Genomic DNA, 24,452 nt, shown 5'->3' with positions numbered 1-24,452 from the left:
GGGCCGCTTTAAACCTGGTTCAGCGCCTCATTGAGCGCCAGTTCCAGATCAGCCTTGTAGCGCAGGTACAGATTGCTCGGGCTTTGAACATCACCGAGCAGGCCGGACAGGTCCAGATCGGTGATGTAGCAGCGGTAGCGCTCGGCCTCCTGGCGCTGCCCGACGATTTCCTGGGCGACCACCGCAAACAGTTGGTCGCCAAATTCCAGCTCGGAAAACTCCCGTTGATTGCAGTACAAGGTGATACCCACCTGGCCCGGTGCTGCCTTGCCGATAATCGCCTGCACGTCGTAGAACGGCTTGTTGGCCGGGGTTTGCGGCGCAGGGCGCGGTTCGGCCCGGCGTGCGCGGCCGCTGCCGGACGGCAATAGCTGGTAATACAGGAGTTGCACCGCGCCGAGCGGCTGGTGCGGGTCCAGCGGCATTAGCGCGTCGCGGCGATAAATGATCGATTGCAGGAAACGCTGCAAAGGCACCAACAGGCTTTGCTCGTCGTGAAACGGCAGGCGCTGCTGCCAGAGCGCGTTGAATTCATCCAGCACGTACAGCTCGGCAACCCCGTCGTTGATCCGGTAGAACACCTGCACGCAATCGGGCAGGCCCATGGGCAGCAGCAGCGCCAGGTCATGGTCTTCCAGGGCCATGCTGTCCAGGTGCAGCGGGCTGTAGCCGGCCTGTTCTTCGCTGAGGTAGGCGATCAGCGCGTCCTGGGTCGCCAACGACACGTGGTTGGCTTGGCCGGGCGTCAGCTCCATCACGTGGTAGTGCTGTTGCACTTGCACCAGATAGCGGTGGTTCTCCTGGCCCAGCAGCAGGTTTTGCGCGGTGTCGAAGATTTCTTCCACGCGCTGAGCAATGAATTGCGCGCGGTTGTGGCAGAAGCAGCGCACCCGCAACCGCGGCAAGTGGTCGGCCGGCAATTGATTGAGGTAATCCCGCAGGCAGTCGAGCAGCGCGTGGGGGCCGTCGTAGCGGCTGACCATCACCTCGTTCCAGCTGTTGACGGTGACCTGGTCCAGGGTCAGCACCAGGTTCTCCCGCACGCCCGCGTAACTCAGGGAGTCGGTGCGCTCGGTGGTCATCAGGATGTTCAGGTCGCGGTGGTGCTTGAGCGGGTCGACGCCTACGTTGATCAGCAGCAGCACCTCCTCGGGCACCGCTGAGCGCAGCAGGCGATCTTCATCGACGCTGGCCAGGGGCAGGACGACTGTCTGTTGCAGGCTGCCCAGCAGGTTGAACAGCTCGAACTCGGTCATGTCGCTGGTGCCGGGGTGCAGAGCCAGGCGGGTGCTGCTGTCGATCACGCCGTTGCGGTGGCACCAGGTGAGCATCTCCAGCAGGTCGCGGCTGCGCTTGATCGGCGCAAAGTGCTCCCATTCCAGCGCGGTGAGGCTGCCGTTGTACAGGCCCCAATGATGCTGGCCGGGTTCTTTGCGGTTGGGCGACTGCACCAGGGTCAGGGTGTCTTCGGCCAGGTCCGGGGCAATGCCGGGGTTGATGAACTCGACCTTGCCGGCCTTGCGCTCGAACGCCGCGTAGAGCCGTCGGCCGAGCACGTTGAGGTCGCGCTTGTTGATCAGGCTGACGGTCTGTTCGGTGCGGGCAAACTGAGTCAGGAAGCGGTAGCTGTAGTTCAGCTCGTTGACCAGCGCCCGGCGCTCGGAGGCCACCTGGCGGACTTTCCATTGGCTGCGGCTGTCCAGCAGGGCCAGTTGGCGCTGGTCCCAACCCCACTCATTGGCCAGCCGTTCCAGCAGCAAGCGCTGCCAGCGGTCGGTGCGTTGGCCTGCCGTGAGCTTGCGGTTGACCTTCAGGTACAGGGCGCGCCGCACCAGTTCCAGGCGTTCCGGCTCGTTGCGGGCCTTGAGGTATTCCTCGATCCGGCGGTAGACCACGATGTACGGGTCCAGCTCGTCCAGGTCCATCTGGTTGGCAAACACGGCACGCTTGAAGCGCAGGCTCAGGCATTGCACCTTCGGGTGCTCGCTGGCGTAGACCTCGGTCAGCAGGAGTTTGAGTACCGACTTGTAGGGCGATTCGATGCCTTTGAACAATTGCCACAGGCCGGCGCCGATAAATTCACCGGGCGGGATGTGGGCGAGGTGGCCCAGGTCGAGGGTTTCATCGGCGCGGATAAAACGCTTGGAGATCAGCGCATGGGTGAACTCGGTGTAGCGGGTTTCTTCATACACCGGCACCAGCCACCAGATCGGCGTGCGCCCGGCGAGCCAGATGGCGGTGCGGTAGAACTCGTCCAGCAACAGGTAATGCTGGCTGGTGCCGCAGTCTTCGGAGCTCAGTTGAGTGTCACGCTCGCCCTGCATGAACCGCGTCGGTTCGATCAGGAAGAAGTGCGCCTCGGCACCCATGCTCAGGGCCCAGGTTTCCAGCAATTGGCATTTTTTGCGCAGCTCGGCCAGCTCGTTTTCGCTGAGGTCGGTGGCGTGGCAGACCCACACGTCCATGTCACTTTGATCGGCCTGGGCCAGCGTACCCAGGCTGCCCATCAGGAACAGGCCGTGAATCGGGCGCGGCGGGTTGCCGTGCCGAGGCTTGTAGGAAAACGTGCGGGTCAGGCGCTGGGCCTCGGCCAGGGCTTGCGCATCAGGTTCAAAATTCGACAGGCCGGCCGGCGTACTGCCCGACACATAGCCCGGCAGCAGCGGGTGATTGACGTGGAAAAACAGCGGCAGCAGCGTCAAGACGCTTTGCTGGCGCGGCGTCAGCCCTTCAACGGCCCGGGCCATGCGGCCTTCGTTCAAGGCCAGAAATCGCGCGCGTAACTGGGCCAGCACCTTGCGGTCGATGCCTTCGTCCAGGTCGGGGCGGATTTCGTGGGTGCGGGTCATGTCGAACTCGGTGGCTCGCAGGGCCCGACGTGGGCGGCCGTTGGGGAGTTTACAGCCAGTAGCGTAGGAGGTTTAGAGGGATTTTGTTTTTGACGCCGGAATTTTATCCCGGGCACGGGAATGCCCGCGGAATCCGTGAAAAGAGGATCCCGTGGGCGATACGAGGTGTCAGGCGGCTTCTTTAGCGGTCGTCAGAATAGTCAGCAGGCTTTGTGCGTGTTCGGCAGCATCCCGGCCGAGGCTGGTGAGGTAACCACCGTCTGGCTGGTCGATCAGGTCTTTATCAAACAGGCGCCGGGCAGCGGCAATGGCAGTGGGAGCGGCAGTCTGATGAACTTTCAGACCTTCCTGGGAGCTGCCCAGGTTGAAGAGTGCAAGGATTTCCAGTTCGGCAACCAACTCAGGGGTATACGACATAAGGACTCCAGACTTTCTAGGAATTTTTAGACGTTAGCAGCCATAAGGTGAACGCACTTTGGCGGCCTGTCCAGTCGGAACTCATGCGGCGTTGATGTAGGGCAGAATTGTGGCCAGCAAGAGTTTGCTGGCCAGCGCGGTGTCGGGCTTATTGCTTCTCGGGCGGCAGCTCGGGCAGTGCACGCAAGGCAGTTTCATACCATTCGGTATTGAAAGCGCGGTCTTCTTCGAGCAGGGCGTCGATTTCGACGGCGAGTACGTGGGCCATCATTTGCAGGATGTCTTCGCGCTCGTAGCCCACCAGGGTCAGCTTGTTGAACGTGGCTTTGGCGGCGGGCGGGTTGTCGCTTTCGATCTGGTTTTCGATCGCTTCAATCAAGGTGGTCTCGGCGAACTCTTCTTCGTCGTTGTCGATATCGGTTGGCTCGCTCATGGCAGGCTCCTGGAGGAAAGGGCGCCAGTCTACCCCCATTCACTCGGGTGATGCTGCTGGTCAGGCGCGGCATCCCGATCTATAACCACTGCTGCCAACCCCGTACACGGCCTGGAGGCTTTGTGATGCTCAAGCTTTATGGATTTTCAGTCAGCAACTACTACAACATGGTCAAACTGGCACTGCTGGAGAAAGAGCTGCCCTTCGAAGAGGTGCCGTTCTATGCAGGCCAGACCCCTGAAGCGCTGGCTGTGAGCCCGCGGGGCAAGGTGCCGGTGCTGGGTGTCGAGCAAGGGTTCATCAACGAAACCAGCGTGATCCTCGAATACCTCGAACAGACCCAGGGCGGCCGTTCGCTGCTGCCGAGCGATGCGTTCCAGCGCGCTCAGGTGCTGGCGTTGTGCAGGGAAATTGAGTTGTACATCGAACTGCCAGCCCGGGCGTGCTTCGCCGAGGCGTTTTTCGGAATGCCGGTGCCGGAGGCGATCAAGGAAAAATCCAGGACGGAGTTATTGCTGGGGATCGCATCGTTGGGGCGACACGGCAAGTTCGCGCCGTATGTGGCGGGGGACAGCTTCACGATTGCGGATTTGTATTTTGTGTACAGCGTGGACCTGGCCTGCGCCGTGGCCGGGAAGCTGTTCGGGCTGGACTTGCTGGCTGAGTTGCCGAAGGCCAAGGACTTGTTGGCGCGCTTGCAGGCGCTGCCGAATGCCCAGCGGGTGGCGGCGGACAAGGAAGCGGCGATGCCGGCGTTTATGGCGATGATTGCTGCCAAGAAATAAAGACTGCTTTTGTGGCGAGGGAGCTTGCTCCCGTTGGGCACCGAAGCGGCCCCAAAAAAGGGACTGCTGCGCAGTCCAACGGGAGCAAGCTCCCTCGCCACAGGTTCAGTGTTCGCCCTTATTTGCCGGGGTACTTACCTTTGGGTTAGCGGCTGGCGAGCAATGCCTGGCCGCGAGCAACGGCCGCCTTCACCTGCGCCGGCGCAGTCCCGCCGATATGGTTACGGGCATTTACCGACCCTTCCAGAGTCAGCACAGCAAACACGTCCTGTTCGATCTGGTCGCTGAACTTGCGCAGTTCTTCCAGGCTCATTTCCGCCAGGTCCTTGCCGCTGTCCACACCGTATTTCACGGCATGCCCAACGATTTCGTGGCAGTCGCGGAACGGCAGGCCACGGCGTACCAGGTAGTCCGCCAGGTCGGTGGCGGTGGAGAAACCGCGCAGGGCCGCTTCACGCATGATGGCATGCTTGGGCTTGATCGCCGGGATCATGTCGGCAAAGGCCCGCAGCGAGTCGCGCAGGGTGTCGGCGGCGTCGAACAGCGGTTCCTTGTCTTCCTGGTTGTCCTTGTTGTAGGCCAGCGGCTGGCCTTTCATCAGGGTCAGCAGGCCCATCAGCGCGCCGAAGACACGGCCGCTTTTGCCGCGTACCAGTTCCGGCACGTCGGGGTTTTTCTTTTGCGGCATGATCGAGCTGCCGGTGCAGAAGCGGTCCGGCAGGTCGATGAACTGGAATTGCGCGCTGGTCCACAGCACCAGTTCTTCGGAGAAACGCGACAGGTGCATCATCGCGATGCTGGCCGCGGCGCAGAATTCGATGGCGAAGTCACGGTCCGACACACCGTCCAGGGAGTTGCCGCCCACGGCGTCGAAGCCCAGCAGTTGCGCAGTGTATTCGCGGTCGATCGGGTAAGTGGTGCCGGCCAGTGCAGCGCTGCCCAGAGGCATGCGGTTGGCGCGCTTGCGGCAGTCCACCAGGCGCTCGTAGTCACGGCTGAGCATTTCGAACCAGGCCAGCAGGTGGTGGCCGAAGGTCACAGGCTGCGCGGTTTGCAGGTGGGTGAAGCCGGGCATGATGGTGCCGGATTCACGCTCTGCCTGTTCCAGCAGGCCTTTTTGCAGGCGGGTGATTTCCGCCAGGATCAGGTCGATCTCGTCCCGCAGCCACAGGCGGATATCGGTGGCCACCTGGTCGTTACGGCTGCGACCGGTGTGCAGTTTCTTGCCGGTCACACCGATGCGGTCGGTGAGGCGGGCCTCGATGTTCATGTGCACGTCTTCCAGGTCGACGCGCCAGTCGAAGGTGCCGGCTTCGATCTCGCCACGGATGGTGGTCAGGCCGTCGATGATGCTGTCGCGCTCGGCGTCGGTCAGCACGCCGACCTTGGCGAGCATCGTGGCGTGGGCGATCGAGCCCATGATGTCGTGGCGGTAGAGGCGCTGGTCGAAGGTGACGGAGGCGGTGAAGCGCGCGACGAAGGCGTCGACGGGTTCACTGAAGCGGCCGCCCCAGGACTGGTTGGTCTTGTCGGTGCTCATGGATTCGCTCGTGATCTGCTGGAAAGAGGGCATGAAAGTGTGGCGCCGATAATAACAGGGTTGCCCCCGGAGGCGATGATGCCGGGGCGCGGCATTTTTATTTGTTTCCAAGATGGCTAAGTGCCTTGCCGCCGGCCTCGCGCAGGACGAGACTGGAGCCAGGACCGAACGGGGGTTTAAAACGTGCGGTCCTGAGCCTGACAAAGCGTGTTTATTGAAACGATATTTGACGATTGAGCAATATCGTCTTCGCGAGCGTCTACAGTTGCACTGATAGAGCGTCGCGCTGACAGAAGGTGCACTGCACCAATGCCAGGCGATGAGGTCGAACTCCAGGCTATCCATTAGAGAGGGGGTGTTCGTATTGTGTATCAGCAAACCCTACGACGATGCCCGAAGGCAGCAGGCTTTGGGCGCGATTGAACAGGTCCGGGTAAATATTGGTGCCACTCTCGGGGCACTTTTTGCCGCTCGCGCTAGTCTTAGCGTGGATCGCCGTGACGGAAGTCACCGCACCTGTCTACGCTATCCTTGTGCGAGACTCACGCAGGAATCCAGCGCAATATGAATGTCCTGATCGTTGATGACGAACCCCAAGCCCGCGAGCGACTGAGCCGTTTGGTCAGTGAACTCGAGGGTTACAGTGTCCTTGAGCCGAACGCCACCAGTGGCGAGGAAGCCTTGGCCCTTATTGACAGCCTCAAGCCAGATGTCGTTTTGCTCGACATTCGCATGCCGGGCCTTGATGGCTTGCAGGTGGCTGCCCGCCTGAGCGAGCGAGAATCGCCGCCTTCGGTGGTGCTGTGCGCTTCCCAGGATGAGTTCTCTGCCGAGACTCTGGACGCCAGCGGTGTCAGCTTCCTGGTCAAGCCGATCAATGCCGATGCATTGCTTCGCGCCTTGAAGAAGGCCGAACGCCCCAATCGTGTCCAGCTCGCCGCCCTGACCCAGCCCGCAGCGCAAAGCGGCAACGGGCCGCGCAGCCATATCAGCGCCCGTACCCGCAAGGGCATCGAGCTGATTCCCCTGGACCAGGTGGTCTATTTCATCGCCGATCACAAGTACGTGACCTTGCGTCACGAGGCCGGTGAAGTGCTGCTCGATGAGCCGCTCAAGGCCCTGGAAGATGAATTTGGCGACCGCTTTGTGCGCATCCACCGCAACGCGCTGGTGGCCCGCGAGCGTATCGAGCGCCTGCAGCGCACGCCGCTTGGGCATTTTCAGCTGTTCCTGAAAGGCCTCAATGGCGACGCCTTGATCGTCAGCCGGCGCCATGTCGCCGGTGTGCGCAAGATGATGCAGCAGCTTTAGCCCGAGGGCTGACGCGAGCTTCACCCCCATATCCCGGTGCGACGCGGCCAGGGAGGCCCCGCACTTGCTGATTCAAATCAAAGCGCATTAGCCTGAGCTGTTATTATCTGCCGTATCTATTCAGTACGGATTGATCCATGTCCTCTCGCGAAATCCGCATCGCCACCCGTAAAAGCGCCCTGGCCTTATGGCAGGCCGAGTACGTCAAAGCACGCCTTGAGCAAGCCCATCCCGGCCTCAAGGTGTCCCTGGTGCCCATGGTCAGTCGCGGCGACAAGCTGCTTGATTCGCCACTGTCGAAAATCGGCGGCAAGGGCCTGTTCGTCAAGGAACTGGAAACCGCGCTGCTGGAGAACGAAGCCGACATCGCCGTGCATTCGATGAAAGACGTGCCCATGGACTTCCCTGAAGGCCTGGGCCTGTTTTGCATCTGCGAGCGAGAAGACCCGCGCGATGCCTTCGTTTCCAACACCTACGCCTCTCTGGACGAACTGCCGCTGGGCAGCATCGTCGGCACCTCCAGCCTGCGTCGCCAGGCACAGTTGCTGACCCGTCGTCCGGACCTGCAAATCCGCTTCCTGCGGGGCAACGTCAATACGCGCCTGGCCAAGCTGGACGCCGGTGAATATGACGCGATCATCCTCGCGGCGGCCGGCTTGATTCGCCTGGGCTTTGAAGACCGCATCACCTCGGCCATCAGTGTCGAAGACAGCTTGCCGGCTGGCGGGCAGGGCGCCGTGGGTATCGAATGCCGCACCGCCGACAGCGAAATTCATGCGCTGCTCAAGCCTCTGGACCACCACGACACCGAAATTCGCGTCACCGCCGAACGGGCCCTGAACAAGCACCTCAACGGTGGTTGCCAGGTGCCCATCGCCTGCTACGCCGTGCTTGAGGGCGAGAACCTCTGGCTGCGTGGCCTGGTGGGCGACCCGAGTGGCGGGTTGCTGCTCACTGCCGAAATTCGCGGGCCGCAAAGCGAGGCGACCAGCCTTGGCATCAAAGTCGCCGAAGAACTGCTCGAAAAAGGCGCCGGTGCCATTCTGCAAGCGGTGTACGGCGAGGCCGGTCCGCAGTGACGCAATGGCGTGTGCTGCTGACGCGGCCTGCCGAGGAGTCGGCAGCCCTGGCGGCGACGTTATCCGAGGAGGGTATTTTCAGCAGCTGCCTGCCGTTGCTGGAGATTGAGGCACTGCCTGTCACGGCTGAACAGCAGGCGGCTTTTCGCGCGCTGGACCGCTATAGCGCAGTGATCGTGGTGAGCAAGCCGGCGGCGCGTCTGGGCTTGCAGTTGTTGGCTCAACACTGGCCACAACCACCCGCGTTGCCGTGGTTTACCGTCGGCGCTGCTACGGCCCAGGTGCTGGCCGACCGCGGTCTCGATGTCAGCTATCCCGAGCAGGGCGATGACAGTGAGGCCTTGCTTGAGCTGGCCGCCTTGCGCGAGGCTGTCGCACTGCCCGGGGCGCGGGTGCTGATCCTGCGGGGCGAGGGCGGCAGAGAGCTGCTGGCTGAGCGTTTACGCGAGCAAGGTGCTAGTGTCGACTATCTGGAGTTGTATCGCCGTTTCCTGCCGGATTACGACAGTGCAACCCTGACCCGGCGCATAAACGTGGAACGCTTGAACGGCGTGGTGGTCAGCAGTGGGCAGGGTTTTTTACACCTGCAAGCCCTGGCCGGCGCAGATTGGCCCCTGGTGGCCCGGCTGCCGTTGTTCGTGCCCAGCCCGCGAGTCGCCGAGATGGCGCGTGCCGCTGGCGCGCAAGAAGTTGTGGATTGTCGTGGCGCCAGTGCCGCGGCTTTGTTAGTGGCGTTACGGAGTCATTCCGTTCCCACTCTCTAATACGCAAAGGATGGATACGTGAGCGAAACAGCCTTGCCTAAAGATGAAGCTCAGCCCGCGCTTGAAGCGTCTGTTGAGACCCCGGTCACAGCCCCGCGCCGTGGCAACGGCCTGGCTATCGTGGCCCTGTTGCTCGGTGCTGCTGGCGTTGCCGCCGGTGGATGGGGGATCTGGCAGGTCCGCGCACTGCAGGCGAGCAGCCAGCAACAGCTGGGCCAAGTGCAAACCCTGGACGATCAATCCCAGAGCCTCAAGCAAAGCCAGCAGCAGCTGTCGGCACGCCTGGGGCAACTGCCGGGCGCTGATGAACTGGAAGAGCGCCGTCGGTTGGTGGCGCAATTGCAGGGTGATCAACAGCGCTTGAGCCAGCGCCTGGAAACCGTGTTGGGGGCCAGCCGGCAGGACTGGCGCCTGGCCGAAGCCGAGCACCTGATTCGCCTGGCCAGCCTGCGGCTTTCCGCCTTGCAGGACATCAACAGCGCTCAGGCGCTGGTCCAGGGCGCTGACGAAATCCTCCGCGAGCAGAGCGACCCGGGCTCCTATGCCGCGCGTGAGCAGTTGGCCAAGAGCCTCGCCGCCCTGCGCAATATCGAACAGCCGGACCGCACCGGGCTGTACCTGCAACTGGCTGCCTTGCGCGACCAGGTCGTGCAACTGGCGGCTATCGCCCCGGAATACCAGCTCCCGGAAGCCGCCAATGAGGGCCGTCCGACCACCGATACGGACAGCCGCTGGAGCCAGTGGTGGGAGCAGATCTCGCGGTATTTCCGCATCGACTTCAACCCCGATGACAACATTCGCCCGCTCTTGGCGGGGCAGGGCCTGAACCAGGTCCGCCTGGCCCTGAGCCTGGCGCTGGAGCAGGCCCAATGGGCAGCGCTCAATGGCGAGCCGGCGGTGTATAGCCGATCCCTGGGCGAGGCCCGCAGCGTGTTGCAGGACAACTTCAATCAAGACAACCCGCAAAGCAAAGCCATGCTGGCGCGTATTGCCGAGCTCGAGCCCAAGGCCGTCTCGGTGGTGACGCCAGACCTGGCCGCGAGCCTGGCTGCCGTGCAGGCTTACCTTGACCGTCGCCACCTGTCTGCCGAAGAAGCCAAGGCTTCCGCTGGCAAGCCGGCGACCCAGGAGTAAGGCCGATGAAGCGTTTCTACGTGATCCTGGTGCTGGCGATTGCGATCGCCCTGGCGCTGGCTGTGGGCATTTCGAAACACACCGGCTACGTGCTGATTACCTATCCCCATGTGCTGCATTACGAGTCCGGGCTGTGGTCGACGCTGGTGGCGTTGTTTGCCATCGGCCTGGTGATCTACCTGGTCAGGGCGCTGTTGGGCCTGGTGCTGACCTCGGGTGGTGTGGTCAATCCGTGGTCGCGGCGCAATCGCAGCCGTCGGGTCCAGGTCGCCATCGAGCAAGGCCAGATGGACCTCGCCGAAGGGCGCTGGGCCAGTGCCGAGCGTCACTTGCACCGTGCCGCCGAAGCCGAACGCCAGCCCTTGCTGTATTACCTCGGCGCTGCCCGCGCGGCCAACGAACAGGGGCGTTATGAAGAGGCAGACGGCCTGCTGGAGCGCGCGCTTGAGCGCCAGCCCCAGGCCGAACTGGCGGTGGCGTTGAGTCATGCGCAGTTGCAGGTGGACCGTGGCGACACCGAGGGTGCGCTGGTCACCTTGCAAGCCATGCATGAGCGTCATCCGCATAACGTCCAGGTACTGCGCCAGTTGCAGCGCCTGTATCAACAGCGCGGTGACTGGTCTTCGGTGATTCGGCTGCTGCCGGAACTGCGCAAGGACAAGGTACTGCCACCTGCCGAGTTGGCCGACCTGGAGCGTCGCGCCTGGGGCGAGAACCTGACGTTGGCGGCCCAGCGCGAAGAGCAGGGTGAGGCGGGCCAGCAATCCCTTGAACGGGCGTGGCAGCAACTGACTTCGGCCCAGCGCCAGGAGCCGCAACTGGTGCTGGCTTACGCCGAACAGCTGCGTCAATTGAGCGCGGACGCCAAGGCCGAAGAAGTGCTGCGCGGTGCGCTCAAACGCGAGTACGACAGCCACCTGATCAGGCTCTACGGATTGCTGCGTGGCAGCGACCCGGCGAAGCAGTTGAAGTTTGCCGAAGGCTGGCTCAAGGACCATCCGGGCGATGCCAGCCTGCTGCTGACCCTTGGCCGCCTGTGCCTGCAAAACAGCTTGTGGGGTAAGGCGCGGGACTATCTGGAAAGCAGCCTGCAGGTACAACGCAACCCCGAAGCCTGCGCCGAACTGGCACGCTTGCTGGCACAGTTGGGCGACACCGAGCGCAGCAACCAGTTGTTCCAGGAAGGCCTGGGCTTGCTGGACAAGCGTTTGCTGGCGGCACCGCTGCCGGTGCCGGCGCGGGTTTGACGTAGGAATCAGCGTAAGGGTTGGCTCAGAACTGTCCTGCTGCCAACCCTTCAATATCGCCGAATAGCTGTAGTCAATACGGCTTGTAGTAAACTCCTACGCAGACGAGCGTTTAATCGCTCCACTTCTGACGGGATATCCCTACGCTCTCGCGGAATCGTCTGCTCCGGCGCGTATTGAAAGGGGTAAGGCCTTTCCTCTACCGTAACTACCTATCTCTTGCGTTGCGGATAAACAATGTCTTTGGCCCCCTCACGCTCCCTGTTCCTCCTGGCTTTTTTGGCCGGTGCGCTGACGCTGGGCGCGTCCTTTTACCTGGAATACGCCGCGCTTCTGCGTCCTTGTTTCCTGTGCCAGGTGCAACGCATTCTTGTGGCTGCCTTCACGCTGATCAATCTGGTGGCGGCGATTCACGGGCCCAGGCGGTCCGGGATCTACCTGTATTGGCTAGCGAGCATGGGTTGCGCCGTACTGGGGGCTATCACCGCTGTACGGCAGGTGCTGCTGCAGAATACGCCGCCGGAACAGCTGCCGGCCTGTTGGCCCGGCCTCCAATACATGATCGAGAACCTGTCGCTTCGGGAGACGGTAGCGCTGATCTTCAAGGGCACCGTCGACTGCGTGGAAATCAACTGGACGCTGTTCGACTTGAGTATTCCCGAGTGGAGCCTGCTGTTCTTCGTCGCCATGTTGATCCTTGGCGTGGCGCAGTTCTCACGGTTGCTGCTAAGCCAGCGTTTTGGCCTTGCTCGGCACTGACAGGTGTCCGCTGGTTGTAGGAAGGGATTAAACACTTGTATGAACTTTCTCTCCTGCGTACCTTGATGCCATAGTCATGCGGGCATAATCTGGCCCGCACGCGTTATTGAAACAGACTGTTCGATGCACCTTTGCCCGGTGGCCGCTTTAACCTTGAAGTGTTGCGCGGGCAGTGGGTGGCGCCCCTATAGGGAAGAGAGATCATCATGCTGGAAAGTTGTCAGAATGCTCAGGAACGCTGGGGTGGGGTGCACAAACTGATCGATGGTTGGTTGAAAGCGCGTCACGAACTGGTTCGGGCCTTTGATGCTCTCGGTGCCAAGCCCGAAGCGCTAAGCGAGAACCGCAAGCCATTGCAGGAATTCTGCGGCGTACTGGTGGACTACGTCTCTGCGGGGCACTTCGGTGTCTACGAGCAGTTGACCAAAGAGGCCGAGGCCTTCGACGATCAACGTGGCCTGGACCTGGCCGAGACGATTTACCCGCGCATCGACGTCATTACCGAGAAGCTGCTGGCCTTCAATGACCTGTGTGATGCCGGCAAGTGTGTTGCAGAAAAATTCAAAGAGTTGGGCGGTTTGCTTCATGAGCGTTTCGAGCTGGAAGATTGCCTGATCGAAGTGCTGCACAACGCTCACAAGGAAGAGTTGACGGCCAAGGCCTGACTCGCCGCAACACAAAAAAACGGTGCGCATTGCGCACCGTTTTTCGTTGGGGTTCAGGCACCCGCGCCGAGCAATTCGATCTCGAATACCAGCGGCGTATAAGGCGGGATCAACTCGCCAGCGCCGTCAGCGCCATAGGCCTGGCTGGATGGAATCACCAGGCGCCATTTCGCGCCCACCGGCATCTGTTGCAACGCGCTGCGCCAGCCGCTGATCACACTGTCCAGACGAAACCACTGCGGCTGTGTGCTCTTGTCGAAGACGGTCCCGTCGGGTAACCGCCCCACATAATTCACTTGCACGCGATCATCGGCCGCCGGCTTTTTCCCGGTGCCAGGGGCCAGTTCGGTCAGCAGGATGCCGTCTGCCAATTCGCGCACACCACTTTTGGATTTCTCGCTGGCCAAAAATTGTTGCTCGGCCGCGAGTGCCTTTTCACTTTGGGGGGCGCGATTGTCTGGTGCGTTTTGCGCTTCGTGCTGGGCAAGAATCTGTTCGATGCGTGTGTCGTCCAGGGCCAGCGGCTTGCCTTGGTAGGCCTGTTTGAGGCCGTCGATCAACGCCTCCATTTGCAGGCCCGGCATCTCCTGGCGCAGGCGTTCACCCAGGCTCGCGCCCAGGCTGTAGGCCAGGTCGTGGTCATCTTTGGACGGGGATTTCTCGCTCGCGTTGGCCACTGAAAGCGCCACGCTCAACACTAAAAAAAGGTAACGCGACATGGGCATTCTCCAGCCGAAAGTGCGATGGATTATGCCAGTGTGAATGCTTAAAAAGTGGCGTGGTTTTTCGTTATATCGATAAGAATTTTCGTGCGGTGCAACGCAAGCCAATCGATACTGTCAACATGCCCTAGCGGCGGTAAGAGCAGAGGGCTAGTATGAGCCGCACCCACGTCAGCCAGGAGGTAAACCATGTCGGCCAAACAGAAGCCTGTAAATACCCCGTTGCATTTGCTCCAACAACTTTCGGGCAGCCTGCTCGAACATTTGGAAAGCGCTTGTTCACAAGCCTTGGCTGATGCTGAGAAGTTGCTCGCCAAGCTGGAAAAGCAACGCGGCAAAGCTCAGGAAAAACTGCACAAATCCCGTACCAAACTGCAAGGCGCAGCGACCGCTGGCAAAGCCAAGGCACAAGCCAAAGCCAAGGACGCCGTCAAAGAACTTGAGGACTTGCTCGACGCCCTCAAGGATCGTCAATCCGACACCCGCACCTACATTTCCCAACTCAAGCGTGATGCTTCCGAGAGCCTGAAACTGGCTCAGGGCGTTGGTCGTGTGAAGGAAGCTGTCGGCAAAGTGCTGAGCACCCGTGCTCCGGCTAAAGCCGTGGCAGCCAGCGCGGCGAAAAAGCCAGCCAGCAAGGCAGTCGCCGCCAAGGCACCTGCAAAAGCTGCGACCAAGCCTGCGGTAAAAGCACCGTCCAAACCGGCTGCCAAAACGGCTGCTGCCAAGCCAGCCGCTAAAACTGCTGCTGCAAAACCGGCGGCCAAGCCAGCTGCTAAAACTGCTGCTGCAAAACCAGCTGCCAAGCCAGCCGCTAAAACTGCTGCTGCAAAACCGGCGGCCAAGCCAGCTGCTAAAACTGCTGCCGCGAAACCGGCTGCGAAGCCAGCCGCTAAAACTACTGCTGCCAAACCGGCAGCCAAGCCAGCTGCTAAAACTGCTGCTGCGAAACCGGCAGCCAAGCCAGCGGCTAAGCCTGCTGCTGCGAAACCAGCTGCCAAACCGGCTGCTAAAACTGCTGCTGCGAAACCAGCTGCCAAACCGGCTGCTAAAACTGCTGCTGCGAAACCAGCTGCCAAGCCAGCAGCTAAACCTGCTGCTGCGAAACCAGCTGCCAAGCCGGCTGCTAAACCTGCTGCTGCGAAACCGGCAGCCAAGCCAGCGGCTAAACCAGCTGCTGCAAAACCAGCCGCCAAGCCGGCTGCTAAAACTGCTGCTGCGAAACCAGCTGCCAAGCCAGCGGCTAAACCAGCCGCCGCAAAACCTGCTGCCAAGCCAGCCGCCAAGCCAGCTGCTGCAAAACCAGCGGTCAAGCCAGCCGCCGCCAAGCCTGCACCGGCCAAGCCAGCGACGCCAGCGACGCCAGCTGCAAAGCCTGCGACCCCGGCCGCACCTGCTGCCAGCACCGCAGCGCCAACCGCTCCGGCCAGCAGCACGCCTGCACCGGCAGCGCCAAGCGTCACCCCAACCAGCGCTTCCTAAGTGCCGGTGACCGCGGCGCGCAGCTGATGCAGCGCGTCGTGGTCAAGGTTGGCGGCCTCGGCCGCCAGTCCTTCAAGCCACGCTTGAGTTCCCCCCTCGGCCAACGGCCAACCCTGCGCCACGCCTTCCAGGCGCGATAAGAGCAGCCGCTCTGCTTCCAGTTCCAAAGCCTTGACCTGTTCCCGCAACGCTCCCAGCTCAGCGTCGTGCTGCGCCATGGAACGCCATTGCGTGCGTACCTGCCGCAGCGGTTCAACCACCTCGGCCTGCCACGGCCCGGCTATTTGCCGCAGTGCCTGCAAACGCGACGGCTGCGGCGCCACACCACGTTGCTCCAGCCATAGCCCGCACAGCACCAGGCACACATCAGCCCCTTGCGCCTGCAAGCGCAGGCACGCGTCCTCGACGCCCGGGCGGGCGTAAGTCGAGAGGGCAAAGCTCCACAGGTCAGCGCACATATTCACACCCAAGCCAGCGGCCAACGAAGCTGGTAGACTCCGCCGCCATTATGATCCGACTTCAAAGCCTAACATTACAGCGTGGCCCGCAACGTCTTCTTGAAGACGCCGAGCTGACCCTGCACGCCGGTCACAAAGCCGGCCTGATCGGTGCCAACGGCGCCGGCAAATCCACGCTGTTCGCCTTGCTGCTGGGTGAGCTGACGCCCGACTCCGGGGATTGTCTGCTGCCCGCCGACTGGCGCATCGCCCATATGCGCCAGGAGATCGACACCCTCGACCGCATTGCGATCGACTACGTGCTCGATGGCGACCTGCGCCTGCGCCAGGTGCAACACGACCTCGCCGAGGCCGAGAAAGCCCAGGACGGCGCCGCACAGGCCCGCCTGCACTCGGAACTGGACAGCGCCGACGGCTACACCGCCGACGCCCGCGCCCGCAAGATGCTTGCCGGCCTGGGCTTTACCAACGAACAGATGGATCGCCCCGTCGCCGACTTCTCCGGCGGCTGGCGCATGCGCCTGAACCTGGCCCAGGCGCTGATGTGCCCGTCAGACCTGTTGCTGCTCGATGAGCCGACCAACCACCTGGACCTCGATGCGATCCTGTGGCTGGAAGACTTCCTGAAAAGCTACCCGGGCACCTTGCTGCTGATTTCCCACGACCGGGATTTCCTCGACGCCGTGGTGGACAACATTGCCCACGTCGACCAGAAGAAAATCACCCTGTACCGCGGCGGCTACAGCGCCTTCGAGCGCGCCCGTGCAGAGCGTCTGGCCCAGCAACAGCAGGCCTACGAGAAGCAGCAGGCGCAACGCGCGCACATGGAAAGCTACATCGCCCGGTTCAAGGCCCAGGCCACCAAGGCCCGTCAGGCCCAGAGCCGCATCAAGGCGCTGGAGCGCATGGAAGAACTGTCGGCGGCCCACGTCGATTCACCGTTCGACTTTGTGTTCCGCGAGTCGGTGAAAATTTCCAGCCCGCTGCTGGACCTGTCCGACGCCCGCCTGGGCTATGGCGACAAGACCATCCTTGAGAAGGTCAAGTTGCAGCTCACACCCGGCGCGCGGATCGGCCTGCTCGGCCCCAACGGGGCGGGCAAGTCGACCCTGATCAAAAACCTCTCGGGCGAATTGCAGCCCCTGGCCGGTCGCCTGGTGCGCGGTGAGAACCTGGTGGTGGGCTACTTCGCCCAGCACCAACTGGACTCCCTCGATGCCAAGGCCAGCCCGCTGCTGCACCTGCAACGCCTGGCGCCGACCGAGCGCGAACAGACCCTGCGGGACTTCCTCGGTGGTTTCGACTTCCGTGGTGCGCGCATCGACGAGCCGGTGCTGAATTTCTCCGGTGGCGAAAAGGCCCGCCTGGCCCTGGCGTTGATCGCCTGGGACCGGCCAAACCTGTTGCTGCTCGATGAACCGACCAACCACCTGGACCTGGAAATGCGCCTCGCGCTGACCATGGCCCTGCAAGAGTTCAGCGGCGCGGTGTTGGTGGTGTCTCACGATCGGCACCTGCTCAAGAGCACGACCGATAACTTCCTGCTGGTGGCTGACGGCAAGGTCGAGGAATTCGACGGCGACCTGGAAGACTACGCCCGTTGGCTGTCGGACTACCGCCTGCGCAACGCGCCGGTCAGCAACACGCCGGTCAACCCGGACAAGACCGACAAGAAAGCCCAGCGCCAGGCCGCTGCTGCATTGCGCCAGCAACTGGCCCCGCACAAGCGTGAAGCCGACAAGCTGGAAGCCGAGTTGGGCAAGATCCACGAGAAGCTGGCGAAGATCGAAACCAGCCTTGGTGACAGCGCCGTGTACGAGCCGGCCCGCAAGGATGAATTGCGCGATTTGCTGGCCGAACAGGCCAAGCTCAAGGTGCGTGAAGCGCAGTTGGAGGAGACCTGGATGGAAGCCCTCGAACTGCTGGAATCCTTGCAGGCGGAGCTGGAGGCGCTGTCCTGATGGAAGCGCTGCAACTGCCGCTGCCGGCACAATGGGTCGCGCCGATCTGGGTGGCCGTGCAAATTCTGCTGATCCTGCTGGCCGGCTACTTCGCCCAGCGTTTCGTCGCCAAATGCCTGAATCGCCTGGGGGAACGTTATCCGTTCCCGCCGCAGTTGCTGATGCCCCTGCGCGGCGGTCTGCGCTGGCTGATCATGGGCAGTGCGCTGATATTCGTGCTGGAGCGCCTGGGCGTGTCCGCCACGGTGTTGTGGACGGCGTTGTCGGGCTTTGTGGCAGTGGCGGCGGTGGCGTTCTTCGCCATGTGGTCGGTGCTGTCCAACCTGCTGTGCGCCATCCTCATTTTTACCGTCGGGCCGTTTCGCCTCGGTGATGTGGTCGAATTGGTGGACACGGTCGACAAGCCCGGCGTCAAAGGCCGGGTGGTGGCGATCAACCTGCTCTACACCACGCTGATCGAAGTCGAAGAGGCCGGAACGGGCAGCGTCATGGTGCAGGTGCCCAACAGCCTGTTCTTCCAGCGCTCGGTGCGCCGTTGGCGCGGCAGTGACGTGCTGCCTTAACCTGTGGCGAAGGAGCTTGCTCCCGGCTTTTTTTGGGGCCGCTGCGCAGCCCAGCGGGAGCAAGCTCCCTCGCCACAAAGGCGCAACCCAAAATTTTTGTAGCCATTTCTCGGCCGGCAGCGTTAGTTTAGAAACATTCAGCAAACTAAGCTCTGAGGTGGGTAATGGCACTCGACACGTGGCTGGCCTTTTTCCTGGCCAGTTGGATCATCAGTCTCTCTCCTGGCGCTGGCGCCATTGCGTCGATGTCCAGCGGCCTGCAATACGGTTTCCTGCGCGGCTACTGGAATGCCCTGGGCCTGCAACTGGGCCTGGCGATGCAAATCGCCGTGGTGGCCGGCGGCCTCGGCGCGATTCTCGCGGCATCCTCCACGGCGTTCTATGCGATCAAGTGGTTTGGCGTGGCTTACCTGGTGTATCTCGCCATCAAGCAATGGCGCGCGCTGCCCACCGACCTTAGCGATGACGCGGCGATTCGCCCGATCGGCAAGCCGATGGCGATGATGTTCCGTGGGTTCCTGGTCAACGCCAGCAACCCCAAGGCCCTGGTGTTCATGCTGGCGGTGTTGCCGCAGTTCGTGAACCCGCAGGCGCCGTTGTTGAACCAATACCTGATCCTGGGCGCGACAATGATCTGCGTGGACATGATCGTGATGGCTGGCTACACCGGGCTGGCCTCGAAAGTGTTGCGGTTGTTGCGCACACCGAAGCAGCAGAAGCGCATGAACCGTACGTTTGCCGGGTTGTTCGTCGGCGCGGCGGGGTTCCTGGCCAGCTTGCATCGCGCAACGGCGTAACTGACCAAACCGGATCAAACATGTGGGAGCTGGCTTGCCTGCGATAGCGTCACCCTGGTGTAACTGATACACCGAGGCGTCTGCATCGCAGGCAAGCCAGCTCCCACATTGGTTTTGCGTTGCCCGTGCGTTTGGTAATCAGCGCAAGATCTTCGGCGCTTCATCCCGTGGCAGGTTATTGCGCAATGCAGGCTGCCCAGGTGCTTCCTGATAACCACCGCCGAGTTGTTCGGCCAACTGCCGTGCCACATCCTCTCCCAACGCCTTCGACACTTCTCGCACCACACGCGGCCGGTTCAGGCTCACACGCACGTCACGGTTGTTCACCAGCTTGGTGTCCTGGCCTTCGCCCATGGCGGTAAACGCCGAGGTGATTTCAAAGGTGCGGGTGTTGATCAGGCTGAAATCTGCCACCAGCGTCAGGCCCAGCACCGCCGAATAGCTGTTGGTGTGGTCCAGCGCATTCACATCCTGGGTGAAGTCGATGTCCGACAAGGTGCCGAACAGCACGTAGTCCGCGCCCTTGAAGTTGCCGGCCTTGATCCGCTTGATTACGTCGTACACATCGCCCTTGGCGTCAGCCGTGTAAGGCGTGCCCTGCACCAGCTGGAACTGTCGGGACTTGAGGATTTCACCCTTGATGTCGCCGCTGAACTTGCGCAGTTCGGTTTGCTCGATGTAGCTGGTGCGGCTTTCGTACTCGCTGTAGCTCGACCCGCCGCTGGCGTTGTAGGCGCTGGTCTGGAAGTTGTTGCTGGCCGCGACCTGGTGGATGTACTCCTCCACCCGGGCCTCGTAGGCCAGGTCGGTTACCGCGATCTTCGGTGCGGCCGAGGCGCCAAAGGCGCACAGCAGGCCGATCATGCCGATCCATGCACGCATTGCTTAGCGCTCCGTGGTCTTGCGGATTTCTTTTTCGTCCATCCATTCGGCCAGGCCGCTTTCCACGTCAACCAGTTGCAGGCTGAACTTGTAGAACACGTCCTTGTAGTCCGAGCTGCGCTTGACGATGGAACTGATGGAGCCTTCCAGGCGGTACTTGGCGGCGACCATGTTGCCGGTCTTGCTGACGGTGGACTTCTTGTACAGGCCGCTCTGGTTCTGCAGCTTCAACTGGTCGACCTGGCTCTGCATGTCGGTGTTGTCGCTGGCGAAGCGGGCGGTGCCGGTCTTCATCAGCTGGGTCTTGATCGACGTGGTGATCTCGCGGGTGTCGATGTACTCGCTGGTTTTGTTCTTCACGTCATACACCTGCACCACCGGGCGGCCCTGGAGAATGCCGGACTGTGCCAGGGAGCGGGTCATGCTTTCGGCGATCATCTGCAGGTCGGTGGAGCCGAACTCGTTGGTCACCAGTTCCACGGCCTTGGTGTCACCGTAGCTGATGTTTTTACCGCCCAGTACCGGCGAGGTGTTGGCGCAGCCGCTGGCCAGAACGGCCACCACGGCGAGGAACGAGAAGCGTGCAAACATGGATAAATCTCTCAAAAAGGGTGGACGGCTCAAGGGGTTTTGACTTCAAGACGGAAGTCCGCCGCCTGGGGCAGGTTGGCGATGGCCGGCAGGAAGGTCGCCTGGTTTGCGTAGAGGTTCAGCACCTTCCAGGTCTCTTCGTCGCCCACCGGAAAACCATCGGCGCCCAGCCAGGCGAAGCGGTAATACATCATCTGGTTGCTGCTGGTGATGTTGCTCAGCTGCACCTTGGCGGTCAGGAAACCGTTTTCCCGGGCGACGCGGATAGCGCCCACGGCGATGCCCTTGAACTTGCCCATCACCACGATTTTGCTCGCGGCGCTGCCGGGTTCCGGCGGTGGCGGGGTGGCGCAGCCGGCCAGCAGGATCAGCGCCAGGGCGCCGAGGATGAAATGACGCATAGCGTGCTCCTTAAGGTTGTTTGAGAGTGGCGACTGCCTGGGACGGATGACTCTGCACCACGTGGGCCGCAAGACCGCCGGCGAATACCTGGTTGCCGACCACGCGCAGGGTGATCACCTGATAGCGCTGGTCCGCCTTGACCGTCACCAGCGTGCCGCCCAGGGCGTTGGGCAGGCTGACCTGATGCTCGCCGTGCTTGAGGCGCAGGCGTGTCACCTGGGTCATGTCCGGCAAAGTGCGCCAGGTGCGGGTGTCGGCGCCTTCGGTGACGGCCGAGGCGATACCGAGTACCAGGCCGGCCATCGGGTTGGTCTTGTTCAGGTTGTTCTGGGTGATTCCGCGAGTGACGGCGCGCACGGTGGTGCGCAGGATGATGCCCGGCATGTCATCCCGCAGGGCGCGGCGGGACATGGCGGTGGTGCTGTTGAGGGCGGTGAGGTTCTGCTGCTGGCCGTCGACACCGATCTGGGCGAAGGTCGCGGTGGTGGTGTCGGGCTTGATCACCGGGAACGACAGCGGGGTGATCACCAGGTGGCCGTCGATGGGGATCGGCAGGGGCAGGCGAATCGAGTCGCGGGCCGGTGCCAGGCCGCTTTGCACCACGATCAGCACGTCGGTCTCATCGGCGCCGACTTTGGATTTATCCAGGTCGAGCAGGGCCTGCTCCAGCAGCGGTGTGTTGGGGCGCAGTTCGGCGGCCTTGCGATAACCCGGTGCGGCCAGGTCCTTTTCGCCCAGGGCTTCGTAGACGAAACCGGCCAGGTAATGGCTGAACGCACTCTGGTAGCTGTTCTTCAGGCCCACCACTTCCGGGGCATTGAGGCTTTCCACCGGGTATCCGCGCAGGTCCTTGAACTGGGTCGCGATGCCCTGGCGCTCGGCTTCGTTTTCGCTCTTGAGGTATTCCTTGTCCCGAAGGTCTGCAATCACCGCTTCGCGTTCGTGGGTCTTCTTGATTTCGGTTCGGGCGCCGTCGAAGTCATTCAGTGCCAGCAGGTTCAGGGCCATCTGCGTGGTGAGCATGACTTTTTCGTAGTCGTAGCCTTCGTAGCGGCGGACCTTGTCATTGACCAGAAAGGCGCCGAACTGCGCGAGGTACTTGTCGGTGTCGAACTTGACCGATTCTTCCCACTTGTAGACTTGCAGGTCGGCACTGCGCCAGGCGGTCTGGCTGCCGGTCAGGTCGCCCTTGGCCCGCAGCAATTCGCCCTTTTCGAAGTAGTAGAGAAGGTCTTTGTCGTCGCCGGTGTTGTTCTTCTCAAGCAGGGTCAGCGCGCCGTCGACATTGCCGGTGGCCAACTGCTGGTTGGTGGCTTGCAGCTCGGTGTCGTAGCTGCGAAACATCGAACAACCGGACAACAACGTGACCGCCGCGAGCGCGAGCGAGGTAAAGGCGCGAGATGCCATCGAAGAGCTTCTTCCCTGAACGTAATCGGCCGAATGTGCTGGTCGGGCCGAATCACCCATGGCAGGAGCGCGTAGCGACCCTGCCAATTCCTCATAAAAAGAGGAGCCGAAATGCCAATTCGCAATAACGAAGGCGCGGCATTATAAGCTGCATTGCTGGCAAAACAATGGCCTTTTGGATCCGTTTTTCGATGAGATGCCACTACCTCTGTGTTGGGATTCCCACTCCCAAATCACTAACGCCTTGAGTCAAAGCCCTTCAGGTTTGACAATGTGTTACTTCGTATTTCCCTTTGAGATTCATTCATGATTGCCCCCTTCCGTTTTCTTGCCTGGCTGGTGTTGCCGGCGTTGATGTCGTGCAGTTTCAACCTGCTGGCCGCAACTGCCGAGGGTGCCCCCCAGGCCCTGCATTTACTGGACTACATCGGCGCGGACTACCCGCCGACGGTGGAGGCGGGCAAGGTCATCGATGATTCGGAATACCGCGAACAGGTGGAGTTTCTTGGGGTTTTGCAGGGGTTGGTGGCTGAGCTACCGGAAAAACCCGAGCGCGCCGAGCTGATAAAAGGCGTGGATGAACTGCTCGCAGCCGTGACGGCCCATCAGGATGGCGCGGCGGTTGCCCATCAGGCCCGGCAATTGGGCGCCAAGCTGGCGGTGGCATATGAAGTCAGCCAGGCCCCGGCCATTACCCCCGACCCGACCCGTGGCGCGCCGCTGTATGCCCAGAACTGCTCGGTGTGCCACGGCGCCTCTGGCGCGGGTGATGGCCCGGCAAGCGTCGGCATGACCCCGCCGCCCGCCAACCTGCGGGACGCGGCACGCCTCGACCGCTTGAGCCTCTACGCGATCTACAACACCCTTGGGCTGGGCGTGGAAGGCACCGACATGCCGTCTTTCGCCGATCAACTGGACGACCGCCAGCGCTGGGACCTGGCCACCTACATCGCCGGCTTCACCGCCGACCCGGCTGCCGCGAAAAGCGAAAAGTCCTTCAACCTCGCCGACCTTGCGCGCCAGACCCCCAATGAAGTGCTGGCCGCCGAAGGCCCGGACGCCGTCGCCACCTTCCGTGCCCAGCGCGCCCAACCGCCGCAGGTCAAGCGTGGCCCGGCGCAGTTGCTCGACTACACCGCGGCCACCCTCGACAAAAGCCTCGCGGCCTTTCGTAATGGCGAGCACGAGCAGGCCTACGACCTTTCGGTAGCCGCTTACCTGGAGGGTTTCGAGCTGGTTGAAAGCTCCCTCGACAATGTCGACGCCAACGTGCGCAAGGACACCGAAAAGGCCCTGATGGCCTACCGGCAGTCCTTGCAGGACGGTTTGCCGATCGAGCAGGTCCAGCAGCGCCTGGACGTGGCCAAGGGCAAGCTCACCGAATCTGCCGGGCTGCTGGGCAGCGATGGCCTGAGTTGGTCCCTGAGCTACATCTCCGGTTTGCTGATCCTGCTGCGCGAAGGCCTGGAAGCGATTCTGGTGCTGGCGGCGATCCTCGCGTTCCTGCGTAACACCGGCCAGCAATCGGCGGTGCGCAGCGTCAACGTCGGCTGGGGCCTGGCGCTGTTGGCCGGTCTGGCCACCTGGGCGTTGGCGGCGTATGTGATTGACGTCAGCGGTGCCCAGCGTGAGTTGCTGGAAGGCTGCACCGCGCTGTTTGCCAGCGTGATGGTGCTGTGGCTCGGGGTTTGGATGCACGACCGCCGTCACGCAGCGGCCTGGCAGGACTACATCAAGAGCAGCCTGGTGGGGGGTGGCGGGCGCTTCGGTTTTGCCATGCTGGCGTTCTTCTCGGTGTACCGCGAGCTGTTCGAAGTGATCCTGTTCTACGAAACCCTGTGGCTGCAGGCCGGCCCGGCCGGGCACAACGCGGTTTTGGCTGGTGGTGCCACGGCGCTGGTGCTGTTGGTGGGCCTGGCCTGGGTGATTCTGCGGGGCTCGGCGAAACTGCCGCTGGCGCTGTTCTTCGGCATCAACGCGGCGTTGCTGTGCGCGCTGTCGGTGGTGTTTGCAGGGCATGGCGTCAAGGCGTTGCAGGAAGCCGGGATCTTCGGTACCCGGCCGGTGGCGTTCTTTGACTTTGACTGGCTGGGTATCCACGCCGATGCGTATTCGTTGGGTGCCCAGGCCGTGGCCATCCTGGCGATTATGGTGCTGTACGGCCGCAGCCGCCTGGCTGAAAAACGCCGCGTGGTGGCCTAGCC

At 62.2% G+C, this 24,452-nt stretch carries 22 protein-coding genes and 1 pseudogene; 13 read left to right on the top strand and 10 right to left on the bottom strand.

Annotated elements, in window-relative coordinates:
- Positions 1–8: 8 nt before the first annotated feature.
- The 3 genes from MUM_RS0105990 to MUM_RS0105980 all read right to left on the bottom strand — a co-directional run bounded on the left by MUM_RS0105990 (position 9) and on the right by MUM_RS0105980 (position 3,699).
- A complete protein-coding gene (locus MUM_RS0105990) occupies positions 9–2,849 on the bottom strand; it encodes a class I adenylate cyclase (protein ID WP_010168011.1) in 2,841 nt (946 codons plus the stop codon).
- 168 nt (positions 2,850–3,017) lie between these two features.
- The gene (locus MUM_RS0105985; RefSeq protein WP_003208812.1) at positions 3,018–3,266 is read right to left on the bottom strand and encodes a TIGR02647 family protein; all 249 of its coding nucleotides are present in this window, start codon (positions 3,264–3,266) and stop codon (positions 3,018–3,020) included.
- A gap of 148 nt (positions 3,267–3,414) precedes the next feature.
- On the bottom strand, positions 3,415–3,699 hold the full coding sequence (locus tag MUM_RS0105980) for a hypothetical protein (RefSeq protein ID WP_010168009.1): 285 nt from the start codon (positions 3,697–3,699) through the stop codon (positions 3,415–3,417).
- A 125-nt stretch (positions 3,700–3,824) separates the two neighbouring features.
- Here MUM_RS0105980 and MUM_RS0105975 point away from each other — a divergent pair, with 125 nt between their 5' ends.
- Positions 3,825–4,484 (top strand): glutathione S-transferase family protein, encoded by a 660-nt coding sequence (locus MUM_RS0105975; protein WP_010168007.1) that lies wholly within the window; start codon positions 3,825–3,827, stop codon positions 4,482–4,484.
- 145 nt (positions 4,485–4,629) lie between these two features.
- Here MUM_RS0105975 and argH read toward each other — a convergent pair whose 3' ends face one another.
- Entirely contained in the window at positions 4,630–6,024 is a 1,395-nt protein-coding gene (gene argH, locus MUM_RS0105970; protein WP_010168005.1) for an argininosuccinate lyase, read from the bottom strand.
- 564 nt (positions 6,025–6,588) lie between these two features.
- Here argH and MUM_RS0105965 point away from each other — a divergent pair.
- From MUM_RS0105965 to MUM_RS0105935, 7 genes are all read left to right on the top strand, one after another.
- Positions 6,589–7,335, top strand: coding sequence for a LytR/AlgR family response regulator transcription factor (locus MUM_RS0105965; RefSeq protein WP_010168003.1), 747 nt, complete (start codon positions 6,589–6,591; stop codon positions 7,333–7,335).
- A gap of 137 nt (positions 7,336–7,472) precedes the next feature.
- Positions 7,473–8,414, top strand: a complete 942-nt coding sequence (hemC, locus tag MUM_RS0105960; RefSeq protein ID WP_010168001.1) for a hydroxymethylbilane synthase — start codon at positions 7,473–7,475, stop codon at positions 8,412–8,414.
- Positions 8,411–9,178 carry a uroporphyrinogen-III synthase gene (locus tag MUM_RS1000000134695; protein ID WP_010167999.1) on the top strand — a complete coding sequence of 256 codons (768 nt, stop codon included), beginning with the start codon at positions 8,411–8,413 and terminating at the stop codon, positions 9,176–9,178. Before hemC ends, MUM_RS1000000134695 begins: the two co-directional genes overlap by 4 nt.
- 18 nt (positions 9,179–9,196) lie before the next feature.
- Entirely contained in the window at positions 9,197–10,312 is a 1,116-nt protein-coding gene (locus MUM_RS1000000134690; protein WP_010167997.1) for a uroporphyrinogen-III C-methyltransferase, read from the top strand.
- A 5-nt stretch (positions 10,313–10,317) separates the two neighbouring features.
- Positions 10,318–11,559 carry a heme biosynthesis protein HemY gene (locus tag MUM_RS0105945; protein WP_010167995.1) on the top strand — a complete coding sequence of 414 codons (1,242 nt, stop codon included), beginning with the start codon at positions 10,318–10,320 and terminating at the stop codon, positions 11,557–11,559.
- A gap of 237 nt (positions 11,560–11,796) precedes the next feature.
- Positions 11,797–12,318 carry a disulfide bond formation protein B gene (locus MUM_RS0105940; RefSeq protein WP_010167993.1) on the top strand — a complete coding sequence of 174 codons (522 nt, stop codon included), beginning with the start codon at positions 11,797–11,799 and terminating at the stop codon, positions 12,316–12,318.
- A gap of 206 nt (positions 12,319–12,524) precedes the next feature.
- A complete protein-coding gene (locus MUM_RS0105935) occupies positions 12,525–12,983 on the top strand; it encodes an Rsd/AlgQ family anti-sigma factor (protein ID WP_008439329.1) in 459 nt (152 codons plus the stop codon).
- A gap of 53 nt (positions 12,984–13,036) precedes the next feature.
- Here MUM_RS0105935 and MUM_RS0105930 read toward each other — a convergent pair whose 3' ends face one another.
- The gene (locus MUM_RS0105930) at positions 13,037–13,702 is read right to left on the bottom strand and encodes an FKBP-type peptidyl-prolyl cis-trans isomerase (protein ID WP_010167988.1); all 666 of its coding nucleotides are present in this window, start codon (positions 13,700–13,702) and stop codon (positions 13,037–13,039) included.
- 192 nt (positions 13,703–13,894) lie between these two features.
- On the opposite strand from MUM_RS0105930, the pseudogene MUM_RS1000000133040 reads away from it, so the two are divergent.
- A pseudogene (locus MUM_RS1000000133040) lies at positions 13,895–14,938 on the top strand (AlgP family protein); the annotation flags it as partial.
- Positions 14,939–15,183: 245 nt separating this feature from the next.
- On the opposite strand, the gene MUM_RS0105915 reads toward MUM_RS1000000133040, so the two are convergent.
- On the bottom strand, positions 15,184–15,645 hold the full coding sequence (locus tag MUM_RS0105915) for a TIGR02444 family protein (protein WP_010167982.1): 462 nt from the start codon (positions 15,643–15,645) through the stop codon (positions 15,184–15,186).
- A 50-nt stretch (positions 15,646–15,695) separates the two neighbouring features.
- Here MUM_RS0105915 and MUM_RS0105910 point away from each other — a divergent pair, with 50 nt between their 5' ends.
- The 3 genes from MUM_RS0105910 to MUM_RS0105900 all read left to right on the top strand — a co-directional run bounded on the left by MUM_RS0105910 (position 15,696) and on the right by MUM_RS0105900 (position 18,966).
- The gene (locus tag MUM_RS0105910; RefSeq protein ID WP_003208841.1) at positions 15,696–17,606 is read left to right on the top strand and encodes an ATP-binding cassette domain-containing protein; all 1,911 of its coding nucleotides are present in this window, start codon (positions 15,696–15,698) and stop codon (positions 17,604–17,606) included.
- Positions 17,606–18,169, top strand: coding sequence for a mechanosensitive ion channel family protein (locus tag MUM_RS0105905; protein ID WP_010167981.1), 564 nt, complete (start codon positions 17,606–17,608; stop codon positions 18,167–18,169). Before MUM_RS0105910 ends, MUM_RS0105905 begins: the two co-directional genes overlap by 1 nt.
- A gap of 164 nt (positions 18,170–18,333) precedes the next feature.
- Entirely contained in the window at positions 18,334–18,966 is a 633-nt protein-coding gene (locus tag MUM_RS0105900; protein ID WP_003208844.1) for a LysE family transporter, read from the top strand.
- 138 nt (positions 18,967–19,104) lie between these two features.
- On the opposite strand, the gene MUM_RS0105895 is transcribed toward MUM_RS0105900, so the two are convergent.
- Genes MUM_RS0105895 through MUM_RS0105880 form a run of 4 tightly spaced genes read right to left on the bottom strand, consistent with a single transcriptional unit; the run spans position 19,105 to position 22,248 of the window.
- Positions 19,105–19,848, bottom strand: a complete 744-nt coding sequence (locus tag MUM_RS0105895) for a hypothetical protein (RefSeq protein ID WP_010167980.1) — start codon at positions 19,846–19,848, stop codon at positions 19,105–19,107.
- 3 nt (positions 19,849–19,851) lie between these two features.
- On the bottom strand, positions 19,852–20,439 hold the full coding sequence (lpoB, locus tag MUM_RS0105890; protein ID WP_010167979.1) for a penicillin-binding protein activator LpoB: 588 nt from the start codon (positions 20,437–20,439) through the stop codon (positions 19,852–19,854).
- Between the two features lie 29 nt (positions 20,440–20,468).
- A complete protein-coding gene (locus MUM_RS0105885) occupies positions 20,469–20,840 on the bottom strand; it encodes a YcfL family protein (protein WP_003214024.1) in 372 nt (123 codons plus the stop codon).
- A gap of 10 nt (positions 20,841–20,850) precedes the next feature.
- Complete coding sequence (locus tag MUM_RS0105880; RefSeq protein ID WP_010167977.1) at positions 20,851–22,248, bottom strand: COG3014 family protein; 1,398 nt, start codon at positions 22,246–22,248, stop codon at positions 20,851–20,853.
- Between the two features lie 306 nt (positions 22,249–22,554).
- Here MUM_RS0105880 and MUM_RS0105875 point away from each other — a divergent pair, with 306 nt between their 5' ends.
- The gene (locus MUM_RS0105875; RefSeq protein WP_010167976.1) at positions 22,555–24,450 is read left to right on the top strand and encodes an FTR1 family protein; all 1,896 of its coding nucleotides are present in this window, start codon (positions 22,555–22,557) and stop codon (positions 24,448–24,450) included.
- Positions 24,451–24,452: the final 2 nt, after the last annotated feature.

The sequence above is a fragment of the Pseudomonas sp. PAMC 25886 genome (genome assembly GCF_000242655.1).
Lineage (GTDB): Bacteria > Pseudomonadota > Gammaproteobacteria > Pseudomonadales > Pseudomonadaceae > Aquipseudomonas.
Note: the sequence above shows the minus strand (reverse complement) of the source record. Positions and strands in the feature narration are given on the sequence as shown.

What these genes read in the sequence shown, in the direction of transcription:
- MUM_RS0105875 (WP_010167976.1), top strand. Translation starts at nt 22,555, where the DNA reads ATGATTGCCCCCTTCCGTTTTCTTGCCTGGCTGGTGTTGCCGGCGTTG.
- MUM_RS0105945 (WP_010167995.1), top strand. Translation starts at nt 10,318, where the DNA reads ATGAAGCGTTTCTACGTGATCCTGGTGCTGGCGATTGCGATCGCCCTG.
- MUM_RS0105985 (WP_003208812.1), bottom strand. Translation starts at nt 3,266, where the DNA reads ATGTCGTATACCCCTGAGTTGGTTGCCGAACTGGAAATCCTTGCACTC.
- argH (WP_010168005.1), bottom strand. Translation starts at nt 6,024, where the DNA reads ATGAGCACCGACAAGACCAACCAGTCCTGGGGCGGCCGCTTCAGTGAA.
- MUM_RS0105910 (WP_003208841.1), top strand. Translation starts at nt 15,696, where the DNA reads ATGATCCGACTTCAAAGCCTAACATTACAGCGTGGCCCGCAACGTCTT.
- MUM_RS0105880 (WP_010167977.1), bottom strand. Translation starts at nt 22,248, where the DNA reads ATGGCATCTCGCGCCTTTACCTCGCTCGCGCTCGCGGCGGTCACGTTG.
- MUM_RS0105990 (WP_010168011.1), bottom strand. Translation starts at nt 2,849, where the DNA reads ATGACCCGCACCCACGAAATCCGCCCCGACCTGGACGAAGGCATCGAC.
- MUM_RS0105965 (WP_010168003.1), top strand. Translation starts at nt 6,589, where the DNA reads ATGAATGTCCTGATCGTTGATGACGAACCCCAAGCCCGCGAGCGACTG.
- lpoB (WP_010167979.1), bottom strand. Translation starts at nt 20,439, where the DNA reads ATGTTTGCACGCTTCTCGTTCCTCGCCGTGGTGGCCGTTCTGGCCAGC.
- MUM_RS0105940 (WP_010167993.1), top strand. Translation starts at nt 11,797, where the DNA reads ATGTCTTTGGCCCCCTCACGCTCCCTGTTCCTCCTGGCTTTTTTGGCC.
- MUM_RS0105900 (WP_003208844.1), top strand. Translation starts at nt 18,334, where the DNA reads ATGGCACTCGACACGTGGCTGGCCTTTTTCCTGGCCAGTTGGATCATC.
- MUM_RS0105895 (WP_010167980.1), bottom strand. Translation starts at nt 19,848, where the DNA reads ATGCGTGCATGGATCGGCATGATCGGCCTGCTGTGCGCCTTTGGCGCC.
- MUM_RS0105980 (WP_010168009.1), bottom strand. Translation starts at nt 3,699, where the DNA reads ATGAGCGAGCCAACCGATATCGACAACGACGAAGAAGAGTTCGCCGAG.
- MUM_RS0105975 (WP_010168007.1), top strand. Translation starts at nt 3,825, where the DNA reads ATGCTCAAGCTTTATGGATTTTCAGTCAGCAACTACTACAACATGGTC.
- MUM_RS0105915 (WP_010167982.1), bottom strand. Translation starts at nt 15,645, where the DNA reads ATGTGCGCTGACCTGTGGAGCTTTGCCCTCTCGACTTACGCCCGCCCG.
- MUM_RS0105930 (WP_010167988.1), bottom strand. Translation starts at nt 13,702, where the DNA reads ATGTCGCGTTACCTTTTTTTAGTGTTGAGCGTGGCGCTTTCAGTGGCC.
- hemC (WP_010168001.1), top strand. Translation starts at nt 7,473, where the DNA reads ATGTCCTCTCGCGAAATCCGCATCGCCACCCGTAAAAGCGCCCTGGCC.
- MUM_RS0105935 (WP_008439329.1), top strand. Translation starts at nt 12,525, where the DNA reads ATGCTGGAAAGTTGTCAGAATGCTCAGGAACGCTGGGGTGGGGTGCAC.
- MUM_RS0105905 (WP_010167981.1), top strand. Translation starts at nt 17,606, where the DNA reads ATGGAAGCGCTGCAACTGCCGCTGCCGGCACAATGGGTCGCGCCGATC.
- MUM_RS0105885 (WP_003214024.1), bottom strand. Translation starts at nt 20,840, where the DNA reads ATGCGTCATTTCATCCTCGGCGCCCTGGCGCTGATCCTGCTGGCCGGC.